Consider the following 19,548-nt stretch of genomic DNA (forward strand, 5'->3'; position numbering starts at 1 on the left):
GCTTTTAGTCCATCATCTCTGAGCTAAGTTCCATAATCTGATTGTAAATGGGCTTTCCTCCCGGAACCATGGGCAAAACCATTTCATCAATATCTACACGCGCGTCAATAACAGCGGCCTTTCCCGAAGCGAATGCCTTGTCAAAAACAGAAGCAAACTCTTTGGCATTACGTGCTCTGAACCCCTGTATACCGTAAGCTTCGGCAAGTTTAACCCAGTCCGGACCAAAGTCGAGTGTTGTCTGGCTGAACCGCTTTCCGTAGAAAAGACGCTGCCACATTCTTACGTTACCGAGTGCGCCGTTATTCATTACGACAATCACTATTGGAAGATTATAATGCTGTATAGTTGCAAGCTCGTTGCAGTTCATGCGGAACGAACCGTCACCTGCAATATGAACGACCCTTGCTTTTGGAAGTGCACACTGGATTCCAATTGCTGCTCCTGTACCAAAACCCATTGTTCCCAAACCGCCGCTTGTTACAAAAGTACGCGGCTTTGAAAAAGGATAAAACTGTGCAGTCCACATCTGGTGCTGGCCGACTTCTGTAGTAATAAATGCATCGTCGCCGGCAACTTTGTTTATGTATTCGCAAATAAATTTTGGGTTGATTGAATCTTTGGGATCCTTTGCATAACAGGACGGAACTTCTTTCATCCACTCCTGAACCTGCTTTACCCAGCCGCCATGCTTCTTTGAATCTACAAGCGGAATAAGTCTCTTTAGTATCTGACCGATGTCTCCCACAAGAGAGCCGCAGGTCGGAATATTTTTGTTTATCTCGGCCGGATCAATGTCTATCTGGAATACACGGCTGTTCTGTGCAAATTTGGAAGCATCAGAAGTAACGCGGTCGCTGAATCTGGCACCAAGTGCAAGAACAAGGTCGCTTTCTGTAATGGCCATGTTGCTGGCTTTTGTTCCGTGCATTCCGACCATCCATGTACAAAGCGGATGTTTTGACGGGAATGCAGAACGAGCCATGAGACTTTCCGAAACAGGAATGTCTGCTTTTTCTGCAAACTCGAGCAGTTCTTTTTCTGCACCGCTTATTACAACACCGCCACCGGCATAAATTACAGGACGTTCGGCACTGTTAATAAGTTCTGCAGCCGCAGCAATTTCTTCATCTGTGGGTTCAGCAACAGAAAATACACGGCGCAAATTTCCGTTACCGGCTGCAGCTTTTGCCATTCCGTCATCACCGGCGGCAAGCGGCTCAAAGTCAACCAGGGCTGCTGTTACTTCTTTTGGTATGTCTATAAGAACAGGACCCGGCCTTCCGCTTTTTGCAATAAGAAATGCCTCGCGGATTGTAAAGGCGAGATCTTCTACCCTGCGTACCATAAAATTATGCTTTGTAATGGGCATGGTTACGCCGGTAATGTCTATTTCCTGGAACGAATCTTTTCCCAGAAGAGAAGACGGAACATTGCAGGTAATTGCAACCATCGGGGACGAGTCCATATAGGCAGTTGCAATTCCGGTAACAAGATTTGTTGCGCCCGGACCGCTTGTTGCAAACACAACGCCAGTTTTTCCGGTAGCACGTGCGTAACCGTCGGCAGCGTGTGCGGCACCCTGTTCGTGTGCAGTAAGGATATGTCTTATTCTGTCTGAGTTCTTGTAAAGCTCATCATAAATATTAAGAATTGCTCCTCCCGGGTAACCAAAAATTGTGTCTACGCCCTGCTCTACAAGACATTCTATTACAACCTGTGAACCTGTTATTTTCATCTAAAAATCCTTGAGTTTTTCGTATTTTTATTACTGAAGTATTGCGCCCTTGTCTGCAGAAGAAACAAGCTTTGCATAGCGGGCAAGATATCCTGTCGTTACCTTTGGCTGGGGGCAAACCCATTTTGCCTTGCGTGCTGCAAGAACTTCATCGGAAACATCCAGGTGAATCTTATAATTGTTTATGTCAAGCGTAATTGTATCGCCTTCTTCTACAAGAGCAATCGGTCCGCCGACAGCAGCTTCCGGTGAACAGTGTCCCAAAGAAGCACCTCTTGTTGCGCCAGAAAAACGTCCGTCTGTAATAAGAGCTACCTGTTTGTCCAGTCCCTGTCCTGCAAGAGCGGCAGTAACGGCAAGCATTTCTCTCATTCCAGGTCCGCCCTTTGGTCCTTCATAGCGAATAACAACTACATCGCCGGGATTAATTTTTCGGTTCTGAACGGCATCCATTGCTTCACTTTCGTCATTGAATACTCGTGCAGGTCCTGTATGCTTCATAAGTTCGGGGGCACAGGCAGAACGCTTTACTACAGTTCCGTCGGGAGCGAGGTTTCCGAACAGAATTGCTATTCCGCCGTTATCAGAGAACGGATTTTCTATTGGGCGCAGAATCTGGGGATTGCGGTTTACTACACCGGCAATATTTTCTGCAATCGTTTTTCCTGTAGCGGTAATCATATCTGTTTTAATGAGATTCTTTTTTGCAAGTTCTGCAAGAACAGCCTGAACACCACCCGCGTCGTTAAGTTCGCACATAAATGTATGGCCTGCAGGTGCAAGATGGCAAAGGTTAGGAGTGCGGTTAGAAATTTCGTTTACTTCGTGAAGATCGATTGAAATTCCTGCTTCGTGCGCAATAGCCGGAACATGGAGCATTGTGTTGCTGGAACAGCCCAGTGCCATATCTGCAGCAAGTGCGTTTCTGAAAGAGTCAGCTGTCATCATGGAACGTGCAGTTATTCCGCGGCGGTACATTTCCATAACCTGCATACCGGCATGTTTTGCAAGCGCAATACGTGCACCTGTTACTGCAGGAATTGTTCCGTTGCCGGGAAGTCCGAGTCCAAGTACTTCTGTAAGACAGTTCATTGAATTTGCAGTAAACATTCCGGAACAGGCACCGCAGCCCGGACATGCTGAATGTTCAAGTTCCTTGAGTTGTGCTTCATTTATTTTGCCGACCGCAAGACCGCCAACAGCCTCGAACATGTCGGTAAGTGAAAGGTTTTTGTCTGAATAAGGGTTGGATGCATCGTGACCGGGAAGATGACCGGGCATCATTGGTCCGCCGGAACAGAATACTGTAGGAAGATCAAGGCGGGCTGCAGCCATAAGCATTCCCGGAACAATTTTGTCGCAGTTAGGAATCATTACAAGTGCGTCAAACTGGTGTGCCTTTGCCATGCACTCTACCGAATCGGCAATAAGTTCACGGGTGACAAGGCTGTACTTCATGCCTTCATGGCCCATTGCAATTCCGTCGCAGACACCTATTGCAGGAAACTCTACCGGAGTTCCGCCAGCCATGCGGATTCCTGCTTTAACAGCTTCTGAAATTCTGTCAAGTTCGGCATGCCCCGGAATTATTTCATTTTTTGCGCAACAGACACCAACTATAGGACGCTCAAGCTCCTCGTCTGTATATCCCATCGCATAAAACAAAGAACGGTGCGGAGCGCGTGCGGCTCCCTTTACTGCGTTATCACTTTTTTTTGCCATAATTGTCACCTCGCTATCAAATTATATTAAACTGTATCGGGTATAAAGTCAACAAATTACTTTAATAATACTGTAGTATTTTTAGTATTTATTAAAACTCTGTCTTCGTTTTTTTTATGACAGAATTACTGTAAAAAATTTGAAGTGCCGCGCGGGAAGACGGGGGAGGCCGAAATGATTTGACTTTTAGCGTCGCGAAGCGACATTTGATGGTTTCACCGCAAAAGTCACATCAAGGGCCATATGGCCCGGTTTTGGACTTCACCGGCTGACCAGGAGGCACTTCTCTTATCTACATAAATTTCACATAAATTTCCTGTTATAAAAAAAAGACCCGTACGCCGCCTGAAGGAGGAAACAAAAACAGGGCGTACGGGTCTAAAAATTTCACGCAGGCAAAGCGTTTAAATAAGTGGCAGTGTCCGCTTAACCTACAGTAACTGAAAGTTCAACTTCTGAAACAGACGAGCCTTTTTTCAGAGAAACCAGAGTTCCGTTAACCGTTACATCAGGGTTCGTGCACTCAATCTTTACATCACCGGTATTGTTTACGCTGTGAACGTTAATGCGGTAAGTAACGCCACGGAACACGCGTGTAATCTGTGCGTCACCGATTTCTGACGGAAGTCTGGGTTCAACCCTGAGACCTGCATAATCAGGACGAATACCTGCAATGTACTGTGACAGTGCAACAAAGTTCCATGAAGCTGTTCCGGTAAGCCAGCTGTTTTTTGCCTGACCAAAGTTACGGGCTTCCTTACCGGCAATCATCTGTGCATAAACATAAGGCTCTGTTTTATGAATATCGCTAATATCTTCTATATAAGAAGGTGCAATCTTTGCATAATGCACAAAGGCATCATCAGGGCGGTTGTTTACAATCTCACCGATAATTACCCACGGATTGTTGTGGCAGAAGATTCCGCCGTTTTCTTTGTATCCCTGCGGGTAAGAAGAAACTTCACCAAGTTCAACATGATAGCGGCTGTATGCAGGACTTAAAATAACAATTCCGTACTTTGAGTCCAGATATTTCTTTACGCTGTCCAGTGCCTTTTCGGGAAGATGCTTGTCCTTACCGATTTTTGCCATTGAACCAAAGCCCTGTGTTTCGATAAAGATTTTGCCTTCTTCACATTCGTGTGAACCAATCTTGTGTCCGTAATCGTCATAAGCGCGTATGTACCACTCGCCGTCCCATCCGTTTTTGCAGATAGACTCTTCCATCTTTGCAGATTCAGCCTGTGCCTTAAGGGCTTCATCCTCTTCGTTCATAAGGCGGCACATTTCCATGTAGTCTGGTGTTACATAAACGAACATCTGCGCAATCATTACAGACTCGGCGTTCTTTCCATCTTTGTTTGTACTTGTCTGGAAAGAGTCATCGGGGCTTGTACTGAAACAGTTAAGGTTAAGACAGTCGTTCCAGTCGGCGCGTCCTATAAGAGGAAGTCCGTGCGGTCCCATGTGAGTAAGAATGTAATTGTATGAACGCTTAAGATGCTCGTACAAAGTTGCTGTATTGTTTGTGTCATTATCAAACGGAACCTGAACCTTAAGGAAGTCAGTGTCGCCTGTTTCCTTGATATAACCGCCAACGCCCAGAATAAGCCAGAGCGGATCATCGTTAAAGTTTGAACCGATGTCGGCATTTCCGCGTTTTGTAAGCGGCTGGAACTGGTGGTAGGCACTTCCGTCTTCAAACTGGGTTGCAGCTACGTCAAAAAGTCTCTCGCGGATTCTTTCTTTTGGAAGAAGATGTGCTGCACCAAGCATATCCTGGCTTGTGTCTCTGAAACCGATTCCGCGTCCGATACCGCTTTCAAAGTAACTGGCGCTTCTTGCAAAATTGTATGTAGTAACACACTGGTACTGGTTCCACAAAGACATTCTGTCAAGTCGTGCATCTGAAGTTTTAAGACTGAATGCAGACAGAATTGAATCCCAGTTTTTGCAGAGCTTGTCAAATTCAGCCTTTACAAGTTCTGGTGTTGCAAATGAGTGCTGCAGTTCATAGGCCTTCTTTTTGTTTATAATCTGTGCCTTTGGGTTTGTCTGGAAGAACGGAACCTTTGAAGGAGCGTCCTGCCACTTTTCTTCGTCTGCATTTTCTATATAGCCAAGAACAAAAATATATGTGCGCTCTTCACCGGGATTAAGTCTTGCGTCAATTCTGTGGCTTGCAACAGGAGACCATCCGTCTGCTACAGAATTGCGGCTCTTTCCTGACATAACTGCGTCGGGGCAGTCGAGTCCGTTGTAGGTTCCGGTAAAGCTTTCGCGGTCTGTTTCAAAACCGTCTATTTGTGTATTTACAGAATAGAAAGCGTAGTGATTGCGTCTTTCGCGGTATTCTGTCTTGTGGTAAATTGCGCTTCCTTCGATTTCTACTTCGCCGGTAGAAAAGTTGCGCTGGAAGTTTGTTCCGTCGTCCTGGGCGTTGTAAAGACACCACTCAACGAAAGAATAAACAGAAACATCTTTTACTTCGTGCGAATCGTTTTTAATCTTAAGCTGCTGTACTTCAACGTTGTAGTTAACGGGCACAAAAAAAAGCGCGTCGGCAGAAAGACCGTTCTTTGAAGAAAGAAGGCGTGTGTAGCCAAAACCGTGGCGGCATTCGTAAGAGTCAAGTTCAGTCTGAACAGGCTGCCAGCCCGGGTTCCAAACAGTGTCACCGTCTTTTATGTAGAAGTATTTTCCGTTTGAGTCAAGCGGAACATTGTTGTATCTGTAGCGTGTAAGACGGCGAAGACGTGCATCTTTGTAGAAAGAATATCCGCCGCAAGTGTTAGACATAAGCGAGAAGAAAGACTCGCTTCCCAAATAGTTAATCCACGGATAAGGTGTACGCGGGGTTGTAATTACATATTCCCTGGCCTTGTCGTCAAAATGTCCGTATTTCATAGTTAATCCTCTTTCTGAATCCTTATTCTGTCCAAGTTTCTTCTATTATATTAATCAGAATTAAAACAACAACATGATTTTTTTCACATTGTTGTTTTAATTTTTTTACACAGGTTTATCTTAAACCGTTATTATTCCTTTACACCGCCGAGTGTTACACCACCGATAATCTGGCGTGAAAGAAGCAGGTAAACTATAAGAAGCGGAATAATCGCAATAAAAATAAGCATATAAACCTGAGCAAGGTCAAACTTCATGTAGTCGGCCGCACGCAGCTGGGCAATAAGAATAGGAATTGTCTTGCGTGACTTTGAATTGATAACCAAAGCCGGAAGGAAGTAGTTGTTCCACGAGCTTACAAAGGCAAAAATACCCTGAACAGCAATTGCCGGTTTAATAATAGGAATAACAATCGTGTTGAATGTCCTGAATTCTCCGCAGCCGTCAATGCGTGAAGCTTCTACCAGTGACTTTGAAAGGAAAGCCTGAAGATACTGCAACATGTAGAAGAAAACTACAGGAGAAGCAATTGCCGGAATAATAAGGGCAAGCAGGTTGTCGTCAAGGTTAATGGCACCGATAAGGCGCAAAAATCCCAAAGTTGTAACCTGAGCCGGAACCATCATGACAGCCATAATAAAGCTGAATGCAAATTTGCGGCCCTTGAATCGGTACATGTGAATTCCGTAGGCGGTCATTGCAGAAAAATATGTTGCAAAAACGGCATTTCCTACAGAAACCATAACGCTGTTCAAAAGTGCTCCCACAACAGGAATATTGTCATTTGAAAGCAGGTTCTTAAGGTTAGAAAAGAAGTACTTTCCCGGAATGAACGAAAATCCGTTTATAAGCTGGCTGTGGATGCGTGTTGAATTCACTATAAGCATAATGAACGGTAATATAGAAAAGAACGTCAACAGAATAAGTACTACATAAACTATCTTGCGTCTGACGCTCAAAAAAATCCTCTGGTTTAACATAGTTTCCTCCATTTTATGCGCAAATTATTTTGCGTCCTTGTAATCCTTCATAGTAAACTTATAAACCGTAGCACTCAGAATTGCTGTAATTATGAAGATAAGAACAGAAATTGCACCGCCGATTCCGTAGTTTTTGCTTCCAAGGTGTGCATTAAGGTACATAATGAGCGTCATGGAAGTTCTGTTTGGATTACCCTCGCCGTTTGTAAGAATCTGCGGAACATCGAACATCTGGATTCCACCGATAAGGCTTGTAATCATAACGTAAACAAGAATGGGCATAAGTGAAGGAAGCGTAACCTTTACAAAGATTGTAAAAGGATTTGCACCGTCAATGCGTGCCGCTTCAAAAATACTGTTGTCTATTCCAAGAATACCTGACATAAGAAGAAGCGTTGTGTTACCGTACCACATAAGAAGGTTCATAACAGCAACCAACGTTCTTACCGTAGTCTTCTGTGTAAGAAAGCGTACCGGTTCTTCTATCCAGCCCATTGAAACCGCAAGGGCATTTACAGGGCCGGCATCAGAAAACAGCATGAAAAACAGCATTGCAAAAGCCGAAGCCATAATAAGGTTTGGCATGTAAATTACTGTTTTGAAGAAAGACGTACACTTTATTCGAAGTTCAGTGTCGCAGAACCATATAGAAAGAAGAAGCGACAATACAATCTGCGGAACAAATCCCATAATCCACATTATAAGTGTATTCAGGGCATACCGCGGCATATCGGTGTTAAAGAGTACTTCTTTGTAGTTGGCCATTCCAACAAAATTGGGGCCTACTGTCATAAGACCTACCCTGTAATTTTCAAAGAAACTGTTCCAGATTGTAGAAATAAGAGGAATAAGCTGGAAAATAATGTATATGATAAAGAAAGGAGCAATAAAGAAATATCCCCACTTCTCATAATTTAATGCGTGATTTTTAAGTTTTTTTTCGGACATAAGGACCCCCGCATAAAAAGCCGGTGCTTCTTTGCTTGATGGTGAAAATTGATTTTACAGAAAACAGGAAAGAAAGAATCCGGAGCCGAACAATTGGACTTTGAACAGCCCCGGATATGAAGGCTTAAGAATTATTTCTTAAGGTTAGGATAAAGTTCTATAAGAGATGTATAGAAGTTCTTGTAAGCAGTCTGCTCATCAACATTGCCGTTGAAGTAGTCAGCAAATGCATGCTGGATCTTCTCTGTGAATCCCTGATCATAAGGAGTCATGCAGTCCTTGTGGATGCTCTTTGCATTGTCAAGGAAGAATGAAATGTGGTTCTGTCCGCCAAGGAACGGGTTCTTGTAGTCAGAAGCAGCAACTTCTTTCATAGCCTCTTCATTGTTTGTAAAGTCACCCATTTCCATTGCGATTGCAGTCATTGTAGCCTTGTCGCATGTAAGTGTGTACATTATGTCCTTGATAAGGTCAACATTGTCTGTTCCGGCAGCAGCACAAATCCAGGTTCCGCCCCAGCTGAATCCCTGTGGTCCGCGGCAGAATGCCCAGTCACCGTAGCTTCCGTTTCCGAGAGCGTTTGGTCCTTCAGGATCGGCCTTTGTTGCAGGTGCGAGACAGAAGTCAATGAACCATGCAGGTCCGAAATATCCGAATACTTTTCCGTCTTTTCCGGCACCCTTGAAGCTTTCTGCTGACCAGAGGTTTGCCTTGTTGTTGTATCCCTTTTCTGTGTATGTCTTTGTCTGTGAAATCCATCTCTTGATAAGAGGATCAATTTCGATTTTTCCGTCTACTACAGCAGGAGTTGTGATGTTGTCGCTGAATACGCGGTATGCATCATCGTATCCTGAAAGCATAAAGTATCCCTTTGACTTTGCCTGTGCAGCTACAGAGTCAAAATCGTTCCATGTTGCAAGGAACTTCTGTACTTCTTCAGGTTTGTCTGTTCCAAGAACATCCTTTGCAATTGAACGGCGGTAGATGAATCCACCCGGACAAGCCTGCCAGGTTACACCCTTAAGAACGCCGTTTTTGTCTGTCATTACGTCCTTTGTGTACTGGTACTGCTTTGAAAGGTCGGCATCTGTAAGTCCGATGTCTTTCTTTACATCAAGTGTAAACGGTGTGTCTACATACTTGAGGGCATAGTCTGCTTCTACAAGGAACAAGTCGATTTTCTCGTCTGCTGGTGCCTTTTCCTGGGCAAGAAGCTGCTGGTCAAGGCGGTTCTGGTAAGCATTGTCCTGGTTAGGTGTGATGTGCCACTTTACAGTGACTCCATCCGGAACAAGTCCCTTTGCCTCAAAGTAGTCCTTAAACCTCGCCTGGAACTCTTCGTTCCAACATGCTATGTTCAATACTTTTCCTTCTGCAGCACTCTTTTTTGCGCAGCCTGTAAACATTCCGCAGGCTGTTACAGCAGCAAGTGTAAACAATAAAGCCTTTTTCATTTTGAATCCTCCAAACATTAGAAAAAAATTGCCTTAACTACAACGTTGTAGTTAAAGCATAAATCCGGTATGTCAATCTGTCAAGCATTTTTTTTATAAATTTTTATGAAAATAATGCTTTTTTTTGAAAATTTGCGGTTTTTTGTGTGTTTTCAGCGTATGTCGCAGACAGAACCACCCTGGATGAGACGGCCTTTTACGCGCACTGTGGCAGAACTTACGTCTGTTCCCGAAACGGATTTTAACAGAAGATCTATGAGTTTTATGCCCAGTTCGAGTGCATTCTGTTCGTAAGTCGTAAGAGGAGGTGTAAGAAGCTGCGAAAGAAGGATTCCGTCATAGCCGGCAATGCTTATGTCCCTGTGCGGAATAAGGCAGTGTCTTGCAAGTGCCTGGATTCCGCCGAGTGCCGAAAAGTCGTCGGGGTAAATTATGCATGTAGGAATGTCGGGAAGTGTCAGAAGGCGCTCCGTTGCTTCACCGCTCAATTCCGGATCGTGGTACCTGCCCTGCAAAAGACAGTCTCCCGGAACAGAACAGCCGGCTTCTTCCATTACGTGCACAAAAGTGTCCAGACGCTCGCGGGTTACAAAAGAAGATTCACCGTGTATAAATGCAACTTTTTTGTGACCAAGCGCAAGAATATGCTTCACAAGAGAGCGAATTCCTGCTTCGTTGTCGCTCAAAACAGACGGAATGCCTTCTATATCGCAGTCCAGTACGGCAACAGGCACTTTTTCTGAAAGGATTTTTTTTACATCGGGGCGAGCAAAGTCTGTGGCACAGATTACAACGCCGTCACAACCGCGGCTTTTCATGTCGTAGTAATAGTCGTGGCGTGTTCCGTTAAGAAAAATAAGGTCATAGCCGCGTGAATTGGCCGTTACGTTCATTGAGTCAAAGATTTGTGCAAAATACTGGTGCTGAAGCCCGCTGCCGGTTATGTCTTCAAAGATAATGCCTATGCTTTTGGAAGATTTTGTCCTGAGCATGCGTGCAGAAACGTTTACGGTGTAGCCCAGTCGATGCGCCGTTTCTTCTACTTTCTGCCTTGTTTCGGCGCCAATTTCAGAACTGCCGCGAAGAGCTTTGCTTACTGCAGAAAACGAAAGACCGCATTCTCTTGCTATGTCTTTTAGCGTTACGACACCCATTTTTACACCCCGCATACAGAAAATTTAAGGAAACCAGTTTCTTTTATCATATTTTGAACAGTATGTAAACATTTGGTCAAGACACCCGTTGATAAATTTATTTGCGGAATTTTGGCCAAATATGGAAGGAAACAAGAAAAACAAGGTAACAAAAATATCGAAAATTTAAAAAGTAAAATTTAAAAAAGTATTTGACAAGTACAAAAATAGGACGTACAATTATTCTACAACGTTGTAGCACGAGGCAAAATGTTTCGTGCTTATTAAAAATTGAGCAGATGGAGGTTTGCTTAAGATGAAAAAAATTATTTCAGTATTGACAGGACTTGCTCTCGTAGCTGGCGCAGCTATGGCAGACGGAATCACATTCGGATCATGGGGACGCGGACTTTGGAACGTGGCTGCAAATTCCGGCGATGATGTTGTAACAGACATGCACCAGTCATGGGGGGGGGCCGCACCAAGAACAGGAATCGGTGTAAGCGGTTCTACAGAAAACGTTGGTTTTGCTGTAGATATGCATGCAAACGGTGACTCTGGAATTAGTCTTGGTAACAATGCACTTATCTGGGTAAAGCCTATTGAACAGATAAAGATTGTTGCCGGTAAAAAAGACCAGAACGAGCTTCGCGGAGACGCAGCATTCGGTCTTTGGAACTGGGACCGCATTGGTGCAGCAGGAGCCATGGGACTTGAAGGCTGGACATTCCCTGATGTATTTGACGGAAACGGCGTTGCAGTAATTGCATACCCTGTTGACGGACTTACAGTAGGTGCAGGAATTCCTTTGAGCCTTAACGGCACAGGTGCTACTCTTGAAAATACATACGCACACGGTGCAAACTATGCTGCTGCCTATGCTATTGACGGTATTGGTACTATAAAAGCTGCTTACATGACAAAACCAGACGGTACATCAAGAGACGCTAAAAAAGATTCAACGAGTTATGGTGTAATTGCTGCTGCATTTGACCTTACAATGGTAGACGGTCTCTATGCTACTGTTGGTGCACAGATTCCAACTGCTTCTGTAAATGAATTCGATTCTACAATTGTAAACGCATATGCACGTTATTCACTGGACGCTCTTGCAGTACACCTTGCTGTTGGTACAAAACTCAACACTAAGGATAATTCAAAAACCGACGATTCAAAGTATGACGGAAACCTTGGTTTTGCTATCGGTGCTGGCGCAGACTATAGTCTTGACAACGGCATTGGTTTCTTTGGAGATGTTCGCTATGCAAACGGTGTTTACATGAAGAACACTTCTGCAGACAAGAGCGACTGTCTTACACTCGGTCTTGGTGTAGAGAAGAACTTCTCTAACGGAAAGATTGGTATTGCATTCGAAGGTGCTACAAACGGTAAAAACGGCTACGGACGCTATACTTACGAAGACGATGCCTTTGCATGGGAAATCCCTGTTAAGGTTGAGTACTTCTTCTAATTTAGCATGAACCTGGCGCCGCAAGGCGCTAAAAAAGCCCCGTCTCAATGGCGGGGCTTTTTTATTTGCTACGGTTAACGCGCTATTGCTGCAGTTGCTGGACCTGCGCGAGGCTGGGCTGGCTGGGCTGCCGCGCCGGTCGGCGCTAAAAAAGGCTGCCTCGCGGGCGGGCTTTTTTATACTCTGCGGTTAACGGACTATTGCTGAAGTTGCTGGACCTGAGCGAGGCTAAGGCCGGTGGCCTTTGCCGTCTGTTCGGGCGTGAGGATGCCCATAGCGATGAGATTGCGTGCGGTTTCTACGGCCTTGGCGTGTGCGCCTTCGATAGCGCCCTGTTCACGACCCTGTTCTAGGCCCTGTTTCATTCCCTGTTGCATGCCCTTTTCCATTCCCTCCTGCTGGGCCTCTTTCATCCAGACCAGACGCTGCATTTCCATTATCATAAATTCCTTCCTCCAGGTTTCGTTCAGACGGGCATACTCGAGGCTGCGGCTTATTTGCTTTGTAAGCCCGCTGTTTGCTCCTCTGCTTTCATACATATAGCGCAGCAGTTCCCTTACATCAGGGTTCTGTACCTTTTTGTAGTCTGCTATATTATAAAACACTTTGCAGGTTCTGTCATTCATTTTGAGGTCCGGTATACTGCAACAGATATTTTCAAATTTATACACAGGTTCATTTCTGCCGAACGCATCAAAGACACACAGAAATATTATATACACATATTTCAAATCACTGTATGTCTGGCCGGGCTTGAGTCCGTCAACATCAGCTACGCTCTGGTAATACCTTGCCCTTAACGGCAAATCTTTTGTTTCGGCAACCTGCATTTCTATGTCAAAGACTTCGTTAGTCCCCCGGACATATACATCGTACCGCACCCCTTTTGAAGAAAATCCGCTTTGGGCTGTTTTTTCCCTGCCGAAATTTTCTATGCGCTCAATTTTTATTCCAAGAAGTGTTTCTATTACACCCCTGCACACGTCCTTGTCTTCCATTACCTTGCAGAACATAAAATTGTTTGTAAGCGGAAGGTCTTCATAATTTATAATATTATCCATATACTACTTATTGTCACTGTTTTTTCTTTTTTACAAAAAATCCGGTCTTTTTTATAAAGTTTCTGCTTTTTTATGCGCTTTTCCACTTCTTTTTTGCACATTTCGCCCTTAACAGCGTATATTTTTTATTTGTTTTTATGCAAAAACAGAAGTATAATATTGTTTATGAAAACACAATTAATTTTATCTATTTCCGTGGCAGCAGCTGTTTCCCTTCTGGCTTCCTGCTCCAGTACAAAAGTTCAGCCAGACACTTATGACAATTCTGAAACGGTTACTATATTCAAAATTGATTCCGCAAGTGCAACTGCTTCAAATGAAGGTTCATACAGCGAAGAAAAACTGAATTCAGCCCGGTCATTTTCTGACAAACTTCTTAACAAAAACAAATATGACAAAAAAGAAGAAATGACCTGTTTTTTGACCCCGACACTGGGCAAACCCTTTGCAAGAAAAGGCGCCTTTATTCACAAAAACGGCACTGACCTTGCGGGCTTTTTTATACTTTACGACACTTCGTTCTATGCATTTTATCTTGCCAAAAACGAGCGTGCTTCTCTTGTAAATGCAGTTTCGCGGTATATAAGGGACTTTGATGAAAAAAATCTTGATTCAAAGCTTAAAAAAAGTGAGCGTGCCTACGGACAGTCTGCAGCCTATGAGGAATTCGGTATTGCGGAACCAATGATGACAAACTTTTCAAAACCGACCGTTTACTTTGGCTACAAATTTCTTAAGGGTTCACCCTATTTCTGTATTCAGGTTGCGCCGGCAGAAAATCTTGCAGTCAATACAAAGTCCGACGGTGCTGTAAAGCAGTCCATTGGTCAGCGTTATTTCTTTACAAAAGCCCAGGCACAAGCCCTTGCCGCATTTCTTTCAGAAGAAAATATTTCGCGCTATTACGGTTCTGGATTAGAAACCGACCTGAATGACATTCAGGCAGACAGTTACTGATCTTTTCAGTGATTTTTTCCAGGATGTAACATTATTAATTTTTAACAAAACATAAACATAAAACTAATGACGGTGTGCAAAAATCTGCCTTATGAAAACAATCAGCAGACACACCGTTATTTCACTGGCAGTTTCGGCCTTAATCACAGTAATTCTCATTTTTATTCCAACAGGATTTGAAGGCGCTGTTCAGTTTAAGGACGCAGACAAATGCCGCGTAAAAATTGAATCTGTAGACAACAGCCGCATTATTGACACTGGACTTATTCGCTCGGGCCAGCAGGTTTGTTCAATAAAATTTCTTTCGGGCAAATTCAAAGGACAACATTCAGAAGGATGGAACATGCTTGGCGGTTCCCTCTCGCAGGACAAACTCTTTTCTGCCGGAGACGTGGCACAGGCAGTTGTTCACTACAGCGAAGAAGAGTCGTCTTCGGGGACTGTTACTGAAATTCTTTCTGTAAATCTGATTGACCATTACAGGATTTCGGGCGAAATAACCCTTGCCGCGGTTTTTGCAATTTTTCTTCTGGTTTTTGCAGGTCAGACAGGTGCAAGATCGATTATGTCTTTTGTTCTGACAATTCTTGTATTATGGAAGATTCTTGTTCCGCTTAATTTGAAGGGCGCAGACCCTATTCTTACAGGACTTCTTGTTACTGCAATACTTACTTTTATTATTCTTGCCCTTGTCTACGGATTTGACAGGCGGCTTGTTGCTTCCTGTGGCGGTGCCATGCTGGGAATAGGACTTTCTGCAATTCTTTCTGTTGTGTGCACAAAAACGTTTAAAATCCACGGAGCCATTATGCCGAATTCCGAAAGTCTGCTTTATTCCGGCTACCAGTATCTTAACCTTACGCACATTTTTATGGCCAGCGTTTGTGTCGGCGCAAGCGGTTCAATTATGGATCTTTCTGTAGACATAACATCGGCAGTTAACGAAGTTGTAAAAAAATGTCCGTCTATTTCTAGGTTTGAGGCCGTTAAGTCCGGAGTCGCGGTTGCAAGGGCTGCCATGGGAACAATGACAACGACACTTCTTCTGGCTTATTCGGGAAGTTGCATTGCACTTCTTATGACTTTTATGGCTCAGGGAACACCAATTTACAATATTCTCAACAACAACCAGGTTGCGGCCGAAATCATCAATACAATTGCGGGAAGTTTTGGTCTGGCATCTACTGCACCGTTTACCGCTTTTCTTTCAGGAATGATTCTTGCAGGAAAAAACAGAACTAAACGCTCTTGTCTTCGTACAGTTTTTCGTCGGCTGCATTCAGTATGTCTGAAACACAGGATTTGGAATCTGCACAGCCGCTGAATCCTATAGAAACAGAAAGTTCGTATTTTTGTTCGGGACTGGCGGTCTGGTTTTGTGCAAATGTTTTTTTTACTTTCATGCCTTTTTTTAACTTTTTTCAGAAACTCCCTATAACAAAATTATATTTAAATATTGCGCAGAATGTCAACTGTATGGGAACTTGCCCCCAGAAGGTCGGGCCGTTCGCAAGTTGCCAGATGAAATTTCATAAAGGCTTCAAATGTTTTTTCATCCATGGCATTGAGTTCGCGCCTCATGTAGTCAGACGGACCGTCGGCTGCAAAGACAGAAATGCGTTTTAACCCGGCTGCGCGGTTAAGTTCATCAATGTCAGTAATGCGCAGATAACTGTACAAATCCTGTGGCGAAGAAACAGTATGAAAATCTTCTGTCAGGGTTCCGTTTTCAAGGCATTCCAGAACATGGTTTTTCTTAAAGCAGTATTCTATTACACTGTACTCGTTCATGACGTAAGCAACAAAAATTATTCCGCCTTTTTTTGTAACACGCCGCGCTTCAGAAAATACCCGCAGCCTATCTTCCGTTGTGTGCAGATGGTACATTGGCCCGAACACCAGCGTAATGTCAAATTTGCCGTCTTCAAGAAAATGCATATCCATTGCGTTTCCCGGCCAGATATTTACGTTTGCATGCTTTGACTCAAGAACATCAATATTGTGCTGTACAAGTTCAACTGCAGTAACCGAATGCCCTTCTTCTGAAAGAGCGACAGAATAACGTCCTGTACCGGCACCAGCATCAAGAATGTGCAGCTTTTTCCCCGCCGGAATATAGTCGTGTATAAACTTCATTGTCGTGGTGAATTCAACCGTTCCGTGGCGTGTAGTAAGCCTGTGGTCTTCATTGAATTTGTTGTAATAGCGTTCGATTTCTGTCATGCGCTTACTATACAGCAATTTTCACCGATTGCAAATATGGGCTTTTTTCGTTAAAATGCACGTATGAAAACTTCACAAATTCCATTCAGAACACTGCGGGAAGCGCCTGCAGAAGCGATAATCTCAAGCCACCAGCTCATGATGCGCGCCGACCTTATCAGAAAACTCGGCAACGGCCTTTATACATATATGCCGCTCGGACTCCGCGCCTACAGAAAACTTGAAAACATCATCAGACAGGAACTTGACGCTTCAGGCGCCATGGAATTCAAACCTACCGTTGTTGTTCCGGGAGATATCTGGAAAGAAAGCGGAAGATGGGACACAATGGGTGCGCAGATGCTCAAGGCCCAAAACCGCCAGCAGCAGGACATGGTTGTAAGTCCTACAGCCGAAGAAGCTTACACTGCAATAATGAAACAGGGACTCACCAGTTACAAGCAGCTTCCTATCAACTGTTATCAGATAAACACAAAATACCGTGACGAAATCCGCCCAAGATACGGTGTAATGCGCGGCCGTGAATTCAACATGATGGACGGCTATTCCCTTAACGCAAATGACGAATCGCTTGACGAAACATACCAGGCTTATGCAAAGGCTTATCTCAGGATTTTCAAGCGACTTGGCCTTAAGGTAATTCCGGTAAAGGCAGATACAGGTGCAATGGGTGGCAGCGGTTCAGAAGAATTTATGGTAGAAAGCCCTGTCGGCGATGACACGCTCATTTTGTGTGAATGCGGATATGCAGCCAACGTAGAAAAAGCTTCATGCGCAAAAGACATTCCGCTCGACAAAAACGGTAATCCTCTGGCCGCAACAGACAAGCCCTTCGAAGAAATAAAAACCCCAGGAGTCGGAACAATCGCTGACCTCGAAAAATTCCTTGACTGCAGCCAGCACTCACTTCTCAAAACACTTATCTACAAGGCTACAAATGTTTCTCTTGACTTAAGCGGAATAGAATGCTGCAAAAACATCAAGACCTTTACCGAAGGAAACATGACGTTCTACCCCGAAGTATTTGTTGCAGTGTGCATACGAGGGGATCTTGACGTTAACGAAGCAAAACTTGCAGGTCTTCTCAAGGCAAGCGAAGTAACACTCGCCACTGCAGAAGAAGACATGCGCATAACAGGAGCACCGGTAGGATACGCAGGACCTGTAGGATTAAACAATGTTCCTGTTATTGCAGACAATTCTGTTCTTAATATGCACGACTTTCTGGTCGGGGCAAACAAGGCAGACACACATCTTGTTCATGTTGAATACGGCCGCGACTTCAAGGTATGGCAGACAGCAGATGTTCGCACGGCAAAAGCAGGCGACAAATGCCCTGTTTGCGGTAAGCCTTTCTACACAAGCCGCGGTAACGAACTGGGACACATATTCAAGCTTGGAAAAAAATATACGCAAAGCATGGGCGTAACTTACCTTGACGTCAACGGAAAATCATCTGTTCCCACAATGGGATGCTACGGAATAGGTGTTGACCGCGTTCTTGCTTCCATTATTGAGTCTTTCCACGATGAACACGGAATTATCTGGCCAATGTCAGTTGCCCCGTACCAGGTTGCAATTGTTCCTATTAAATACAAGGATTCCATGAAAGAAGCTGCTGACAGGCTTTATGATGAACTTTCAAAACTCGGAATAGAAGTTCTGCTTGACGACCGCGATGAACGTCCAGGCGTTAAGTTCAATGACATGGATCTTATGGGATATCCTGTACGCGTAACAATCGGCGACAAAAATCTTCCAAACGTAGAAGTCAAACTCAGAAACCAGAGCGATGCACAGCTTGTTCCGCTTGAAGAAGCTGCGGCAAAAATTGCACAGACAGTAAAGGCTGCACTGGACGAGCTTAACGCATAAAAGTCTGCCGGAGGAAACAATGAGAAACTTACATAAAAAATTATCTGCACTTATACTCCTGTTTCTTCCGGCGGCAGCATTTTCTTTGCCTGCAACAGAGGATTGGCTTCCTGACACTTCGGGAGAATACGTTTACTACAGCGACAAAAGTTTTAAAGACAAATCAATAATTGGATTTCTTTACTACAACGATGAAACATACGCTGCAAGGTACTATTCCCCCGCGACACTCTCCAAACAGGAAAAAGACATAACTGTTTATCTTACAGTACAAAAAGACACATTCCCGCTTAAGTTCACCGGCGAGCGCATTTCGGGAATGACAGAAACGGGCGACTCTGACATTGTAAATTACATACACGATCTTTTCTACGAGTTTTCGGCAAGGCGGCATGCAACAAGTTTAAAGAAAGGTTTTGTTCTCAAGACCGACGAAAACTTTGCGCAGTTCGGCGGAAGTGTAAAAATTGAATACAGCCCGCTTGTTCCTGTATTCAACATTCTTTCAATAAGTGCAAATGACGGAACACCTATTCTTACTGTTCAGACAACAGGCATTCTTGCTTCTTCAGAAGACAAATCGTTTACGGAATTCAAGGGAATTGAAGGGCTGCCCAGGGACAAGACAAGGAACTTTAAAAAAACAAAGGCAGAACCGCAGAAAGCATCATTTGAATCGCAGTCGGTTAAGCTTGACGGAATGTGGAAGCAGTCCATGCAGAACATGTGGCTTTTGGATGACTTTGCAATTATTACGTTCAGCACAATAAAGCCCCCGTCCAAAACCGAATTTTCCGGTGACTTTATGGCATTTATGATAAGAAAATTAAGTCAGGGAACAAACGGTTCCTATTCTATTTGGAAGCAACATAAAATTTCTGCAGAAAAAAAAGACGGCGCAAGAATTATGAATGTTTTCTACCAGCCGCTCAGTTCAAATGTAACACGCGACTTCAAGACAATTACTCCGCTTGAAGATGGAAACCTTGCTTATTTTTCACTTACGATTTTTGACGACACTTATCAGAAAAACCGTGCCTACTTTGACCGTATCCTTAAAAGTTACGAGCCTTAATTCT

The 19,548-nt window shown here is 44.0% G+C and carries 14 protein-coding genes; 5 read left to right on the forward strand and 9 right to left on the reverse strand.

The window, feature by feature from the left end:
* Positions 1–4: 4 nt before the first annotated feature.
* From ilvB to IWA51_RS10520, 7 genes are all read right to left on the reverse strand, one after another.
* Complete coding sequence (gene ilvB, locus IWA51_RS10490; protein ID WP_198442377.1) at positions 5–1,738, reverse strand: biosynthetic-type acetolactate synthase large subunit; 1,734 nt, start codon at positions 1,736–1,738, stop codon at positions 5–7.
* Positions 1,739–1,768: 30 nt separating this feature from the next.
* Positions 1,769–3,460, reverse strand: coding sequence for a dihydroxy-acid dehydratase (gene ilvD, locus IWA51_RS10495; RefSeq protein WP_177528567.1), 1,692 nt, complete (start codon positions 3,458–3,460; stop codon positions 1,769–1,771).
* 426 nt (positions 3,461–3,886) lie between these two features.
* Positions 3,887–6,367, reverse strand: a complete 2,481-nt coding sequence (locus IWA51_RS10500) for a glycoside hydrolase family 94 protein (RefSeq protein WP_198442378.1) — start codon at positions 6,365–6,367, stop codon at positions 3,887–3,889.
* Positions 6,368–6,498: 131 nt separating this feature from the next.
* Positions 6,499–7,254, reverse strand: coding sequence for a carbohydrate ABC transporter permease (locus IWA51_RS10505; protein WP_230402654.1), 756 nt, complete (start codon positions 7,252–7,254; stop codon positions 6,499–6,501).
* Positions 7,255–7,371: 117 nt separating this feature from the next.
* Positions 7,372–8,295, reverse strand: a complete 924-nt coding sequence (locus IWA51_RS10510; protein ID WP_198442380.1) for a carbohydrate ABC transporter permease — start codon at positions 8,293–8,295, stop codon at positions 7,372–7,374.
* Positions 8,296–8,426: 131 nt separating this feature from the next.
* The gene (locus IWA51_RS10515; protein ID WP_198442381.1) at positions 8,427–9,749 is read right to left on the reverse strand and encodes a type 2 periplasmic-binding domain-containing protein; all 1,323 of its coding nucleotides are present in this window, start codon (positions 9,747–9,749) and stop codon (positions 8,427–8,429) included.
* Between the two features lie 152 nt (positions 9,750–9,901).
* Positions 9,902–10,918: a LacI family DNA-binding transcriptional regulator gene (locus IWA51_RS10520; RefSeq protein ID WP_198442382.1), complete on the reverse strand. Its 1,017-nt coding sequence runs from the start codon at positions 10,916–10,918 to the stop codon at positions 9,902–9,904.
* A 280-nt stretch (positions 10,919–11,198) separates the two neighbouring features.
* Between IWA51_RS10520 and IWA51_RS10525 the strand changes: the two genes are divergently transcribed.
* On the forward strand, positions 11,199–12,353 hold the full coding sequence (locus tag IWA51_RS10525) for a hypothetical protein (RefSeq protein ID WP_198442383.1): 1,155 nt from the start codon (positions 11,199–11,201) through the stop codon (positions 12,351–12,353).
* Positions 12,354–12,550: 197 nt separating this feature from the next.
* Here the strand turns inward: IWA51_RS10525 and IWA51_RS10530 are convergent, their stop codons facing one another.
* Positions 12,551–13,414, reverse strand: a complete 864-nt coding sequence (locus tag IWA51_RS10530; RefSeq protein WP_198442384.1) for an Rpn family recombination-promoting nuclease/putative transposase — start codon at positions 13,412–13,414, stop codon at positions 12,551–12,553.
* Positions 13,415–13,579: 165 nt separating this feature from the next.
* Here IWA51_RS10530 and IWA51_RS10535 point away from each other — a divergent pair, with 165 nt between their 5' ends.
* Positions 13,580–14,371 (forward strand): hypothetical protein, encoded by a 792-nt coding sequence (locus tag IWA51_RS10535; RefSeq protein WP_198442385.1) that lies wholly within the window; start codon positions 13,580–13,582, stop codon positions 14,369–14,371.
* A gap of 91 nt (positions 14,372–14,462) precedes the next feature.
* Positions 14,463–15,695, forward strand: coding sequence for a YibE/F family protein (locus IWA51_RS10540; RefSeq protein ID WP_198442386.1), 1,233 nt, complete (start codon positions 14,463–14,465; stop codon positions 15,693–15,695).
* 125 nt (positions 15,696–15,820) lie between these two features.
* Here the strand turns inward: IWA51_RS10540 and IWA51_RS10545 are convergent, their stop codons facing one another.
* On the reverse strand, positions 15,821–16,594 hold the full coding sequence (locus IWA51_RS10545) for a class I SAM-dependent methyltransferase (protein WP_177528577.1): 774 nt from the start codon (positions 16,592–16,594) through the stop codon (positions 15,821–15,823).
* A gap of 63 nt (positions 16,595–16,657) precedes the next feature.
* On the opposite strand from IWA51_RS10545, the gene IWA51_RS10550 reads away from it, so the two are divergent.
* Positions 16,658–18,469 carry a proline--tRNA ligase gene (locus IWA51_RS10550; protein ID WP_198442387.1) on the forward strand — a complete coding sequence of 604 codons (1,812 nt, stop codon included), beginning with the start codon at positions 16,658–16,660 and terminating at the stop codon, positions 18,467–18,469.
* Between the two features lie 19 nt (positions 18,470–18,488).
* On the forward strand, positions 18,489–19,544 hold the full coding sequence (locus tag IWA51_RS10555; protein WP_198442388.1) for a DUF7954 domain-containing protein: 1,056 nt from the start codon (positions 18,489–18,491) through the stop codon (positions 19,542–19,544).
* Positions 19,545–19,548 lie beyond the last annotated feature (4 nt).

Source organism: Treponema peruense, from assembly GCF_016117655.1.
Lineage (GTDB): Bacteria > Spirochaetota > Spirochaetia > Treponematales > Treponemataceae > Treponema_D > Treponema_D peruense.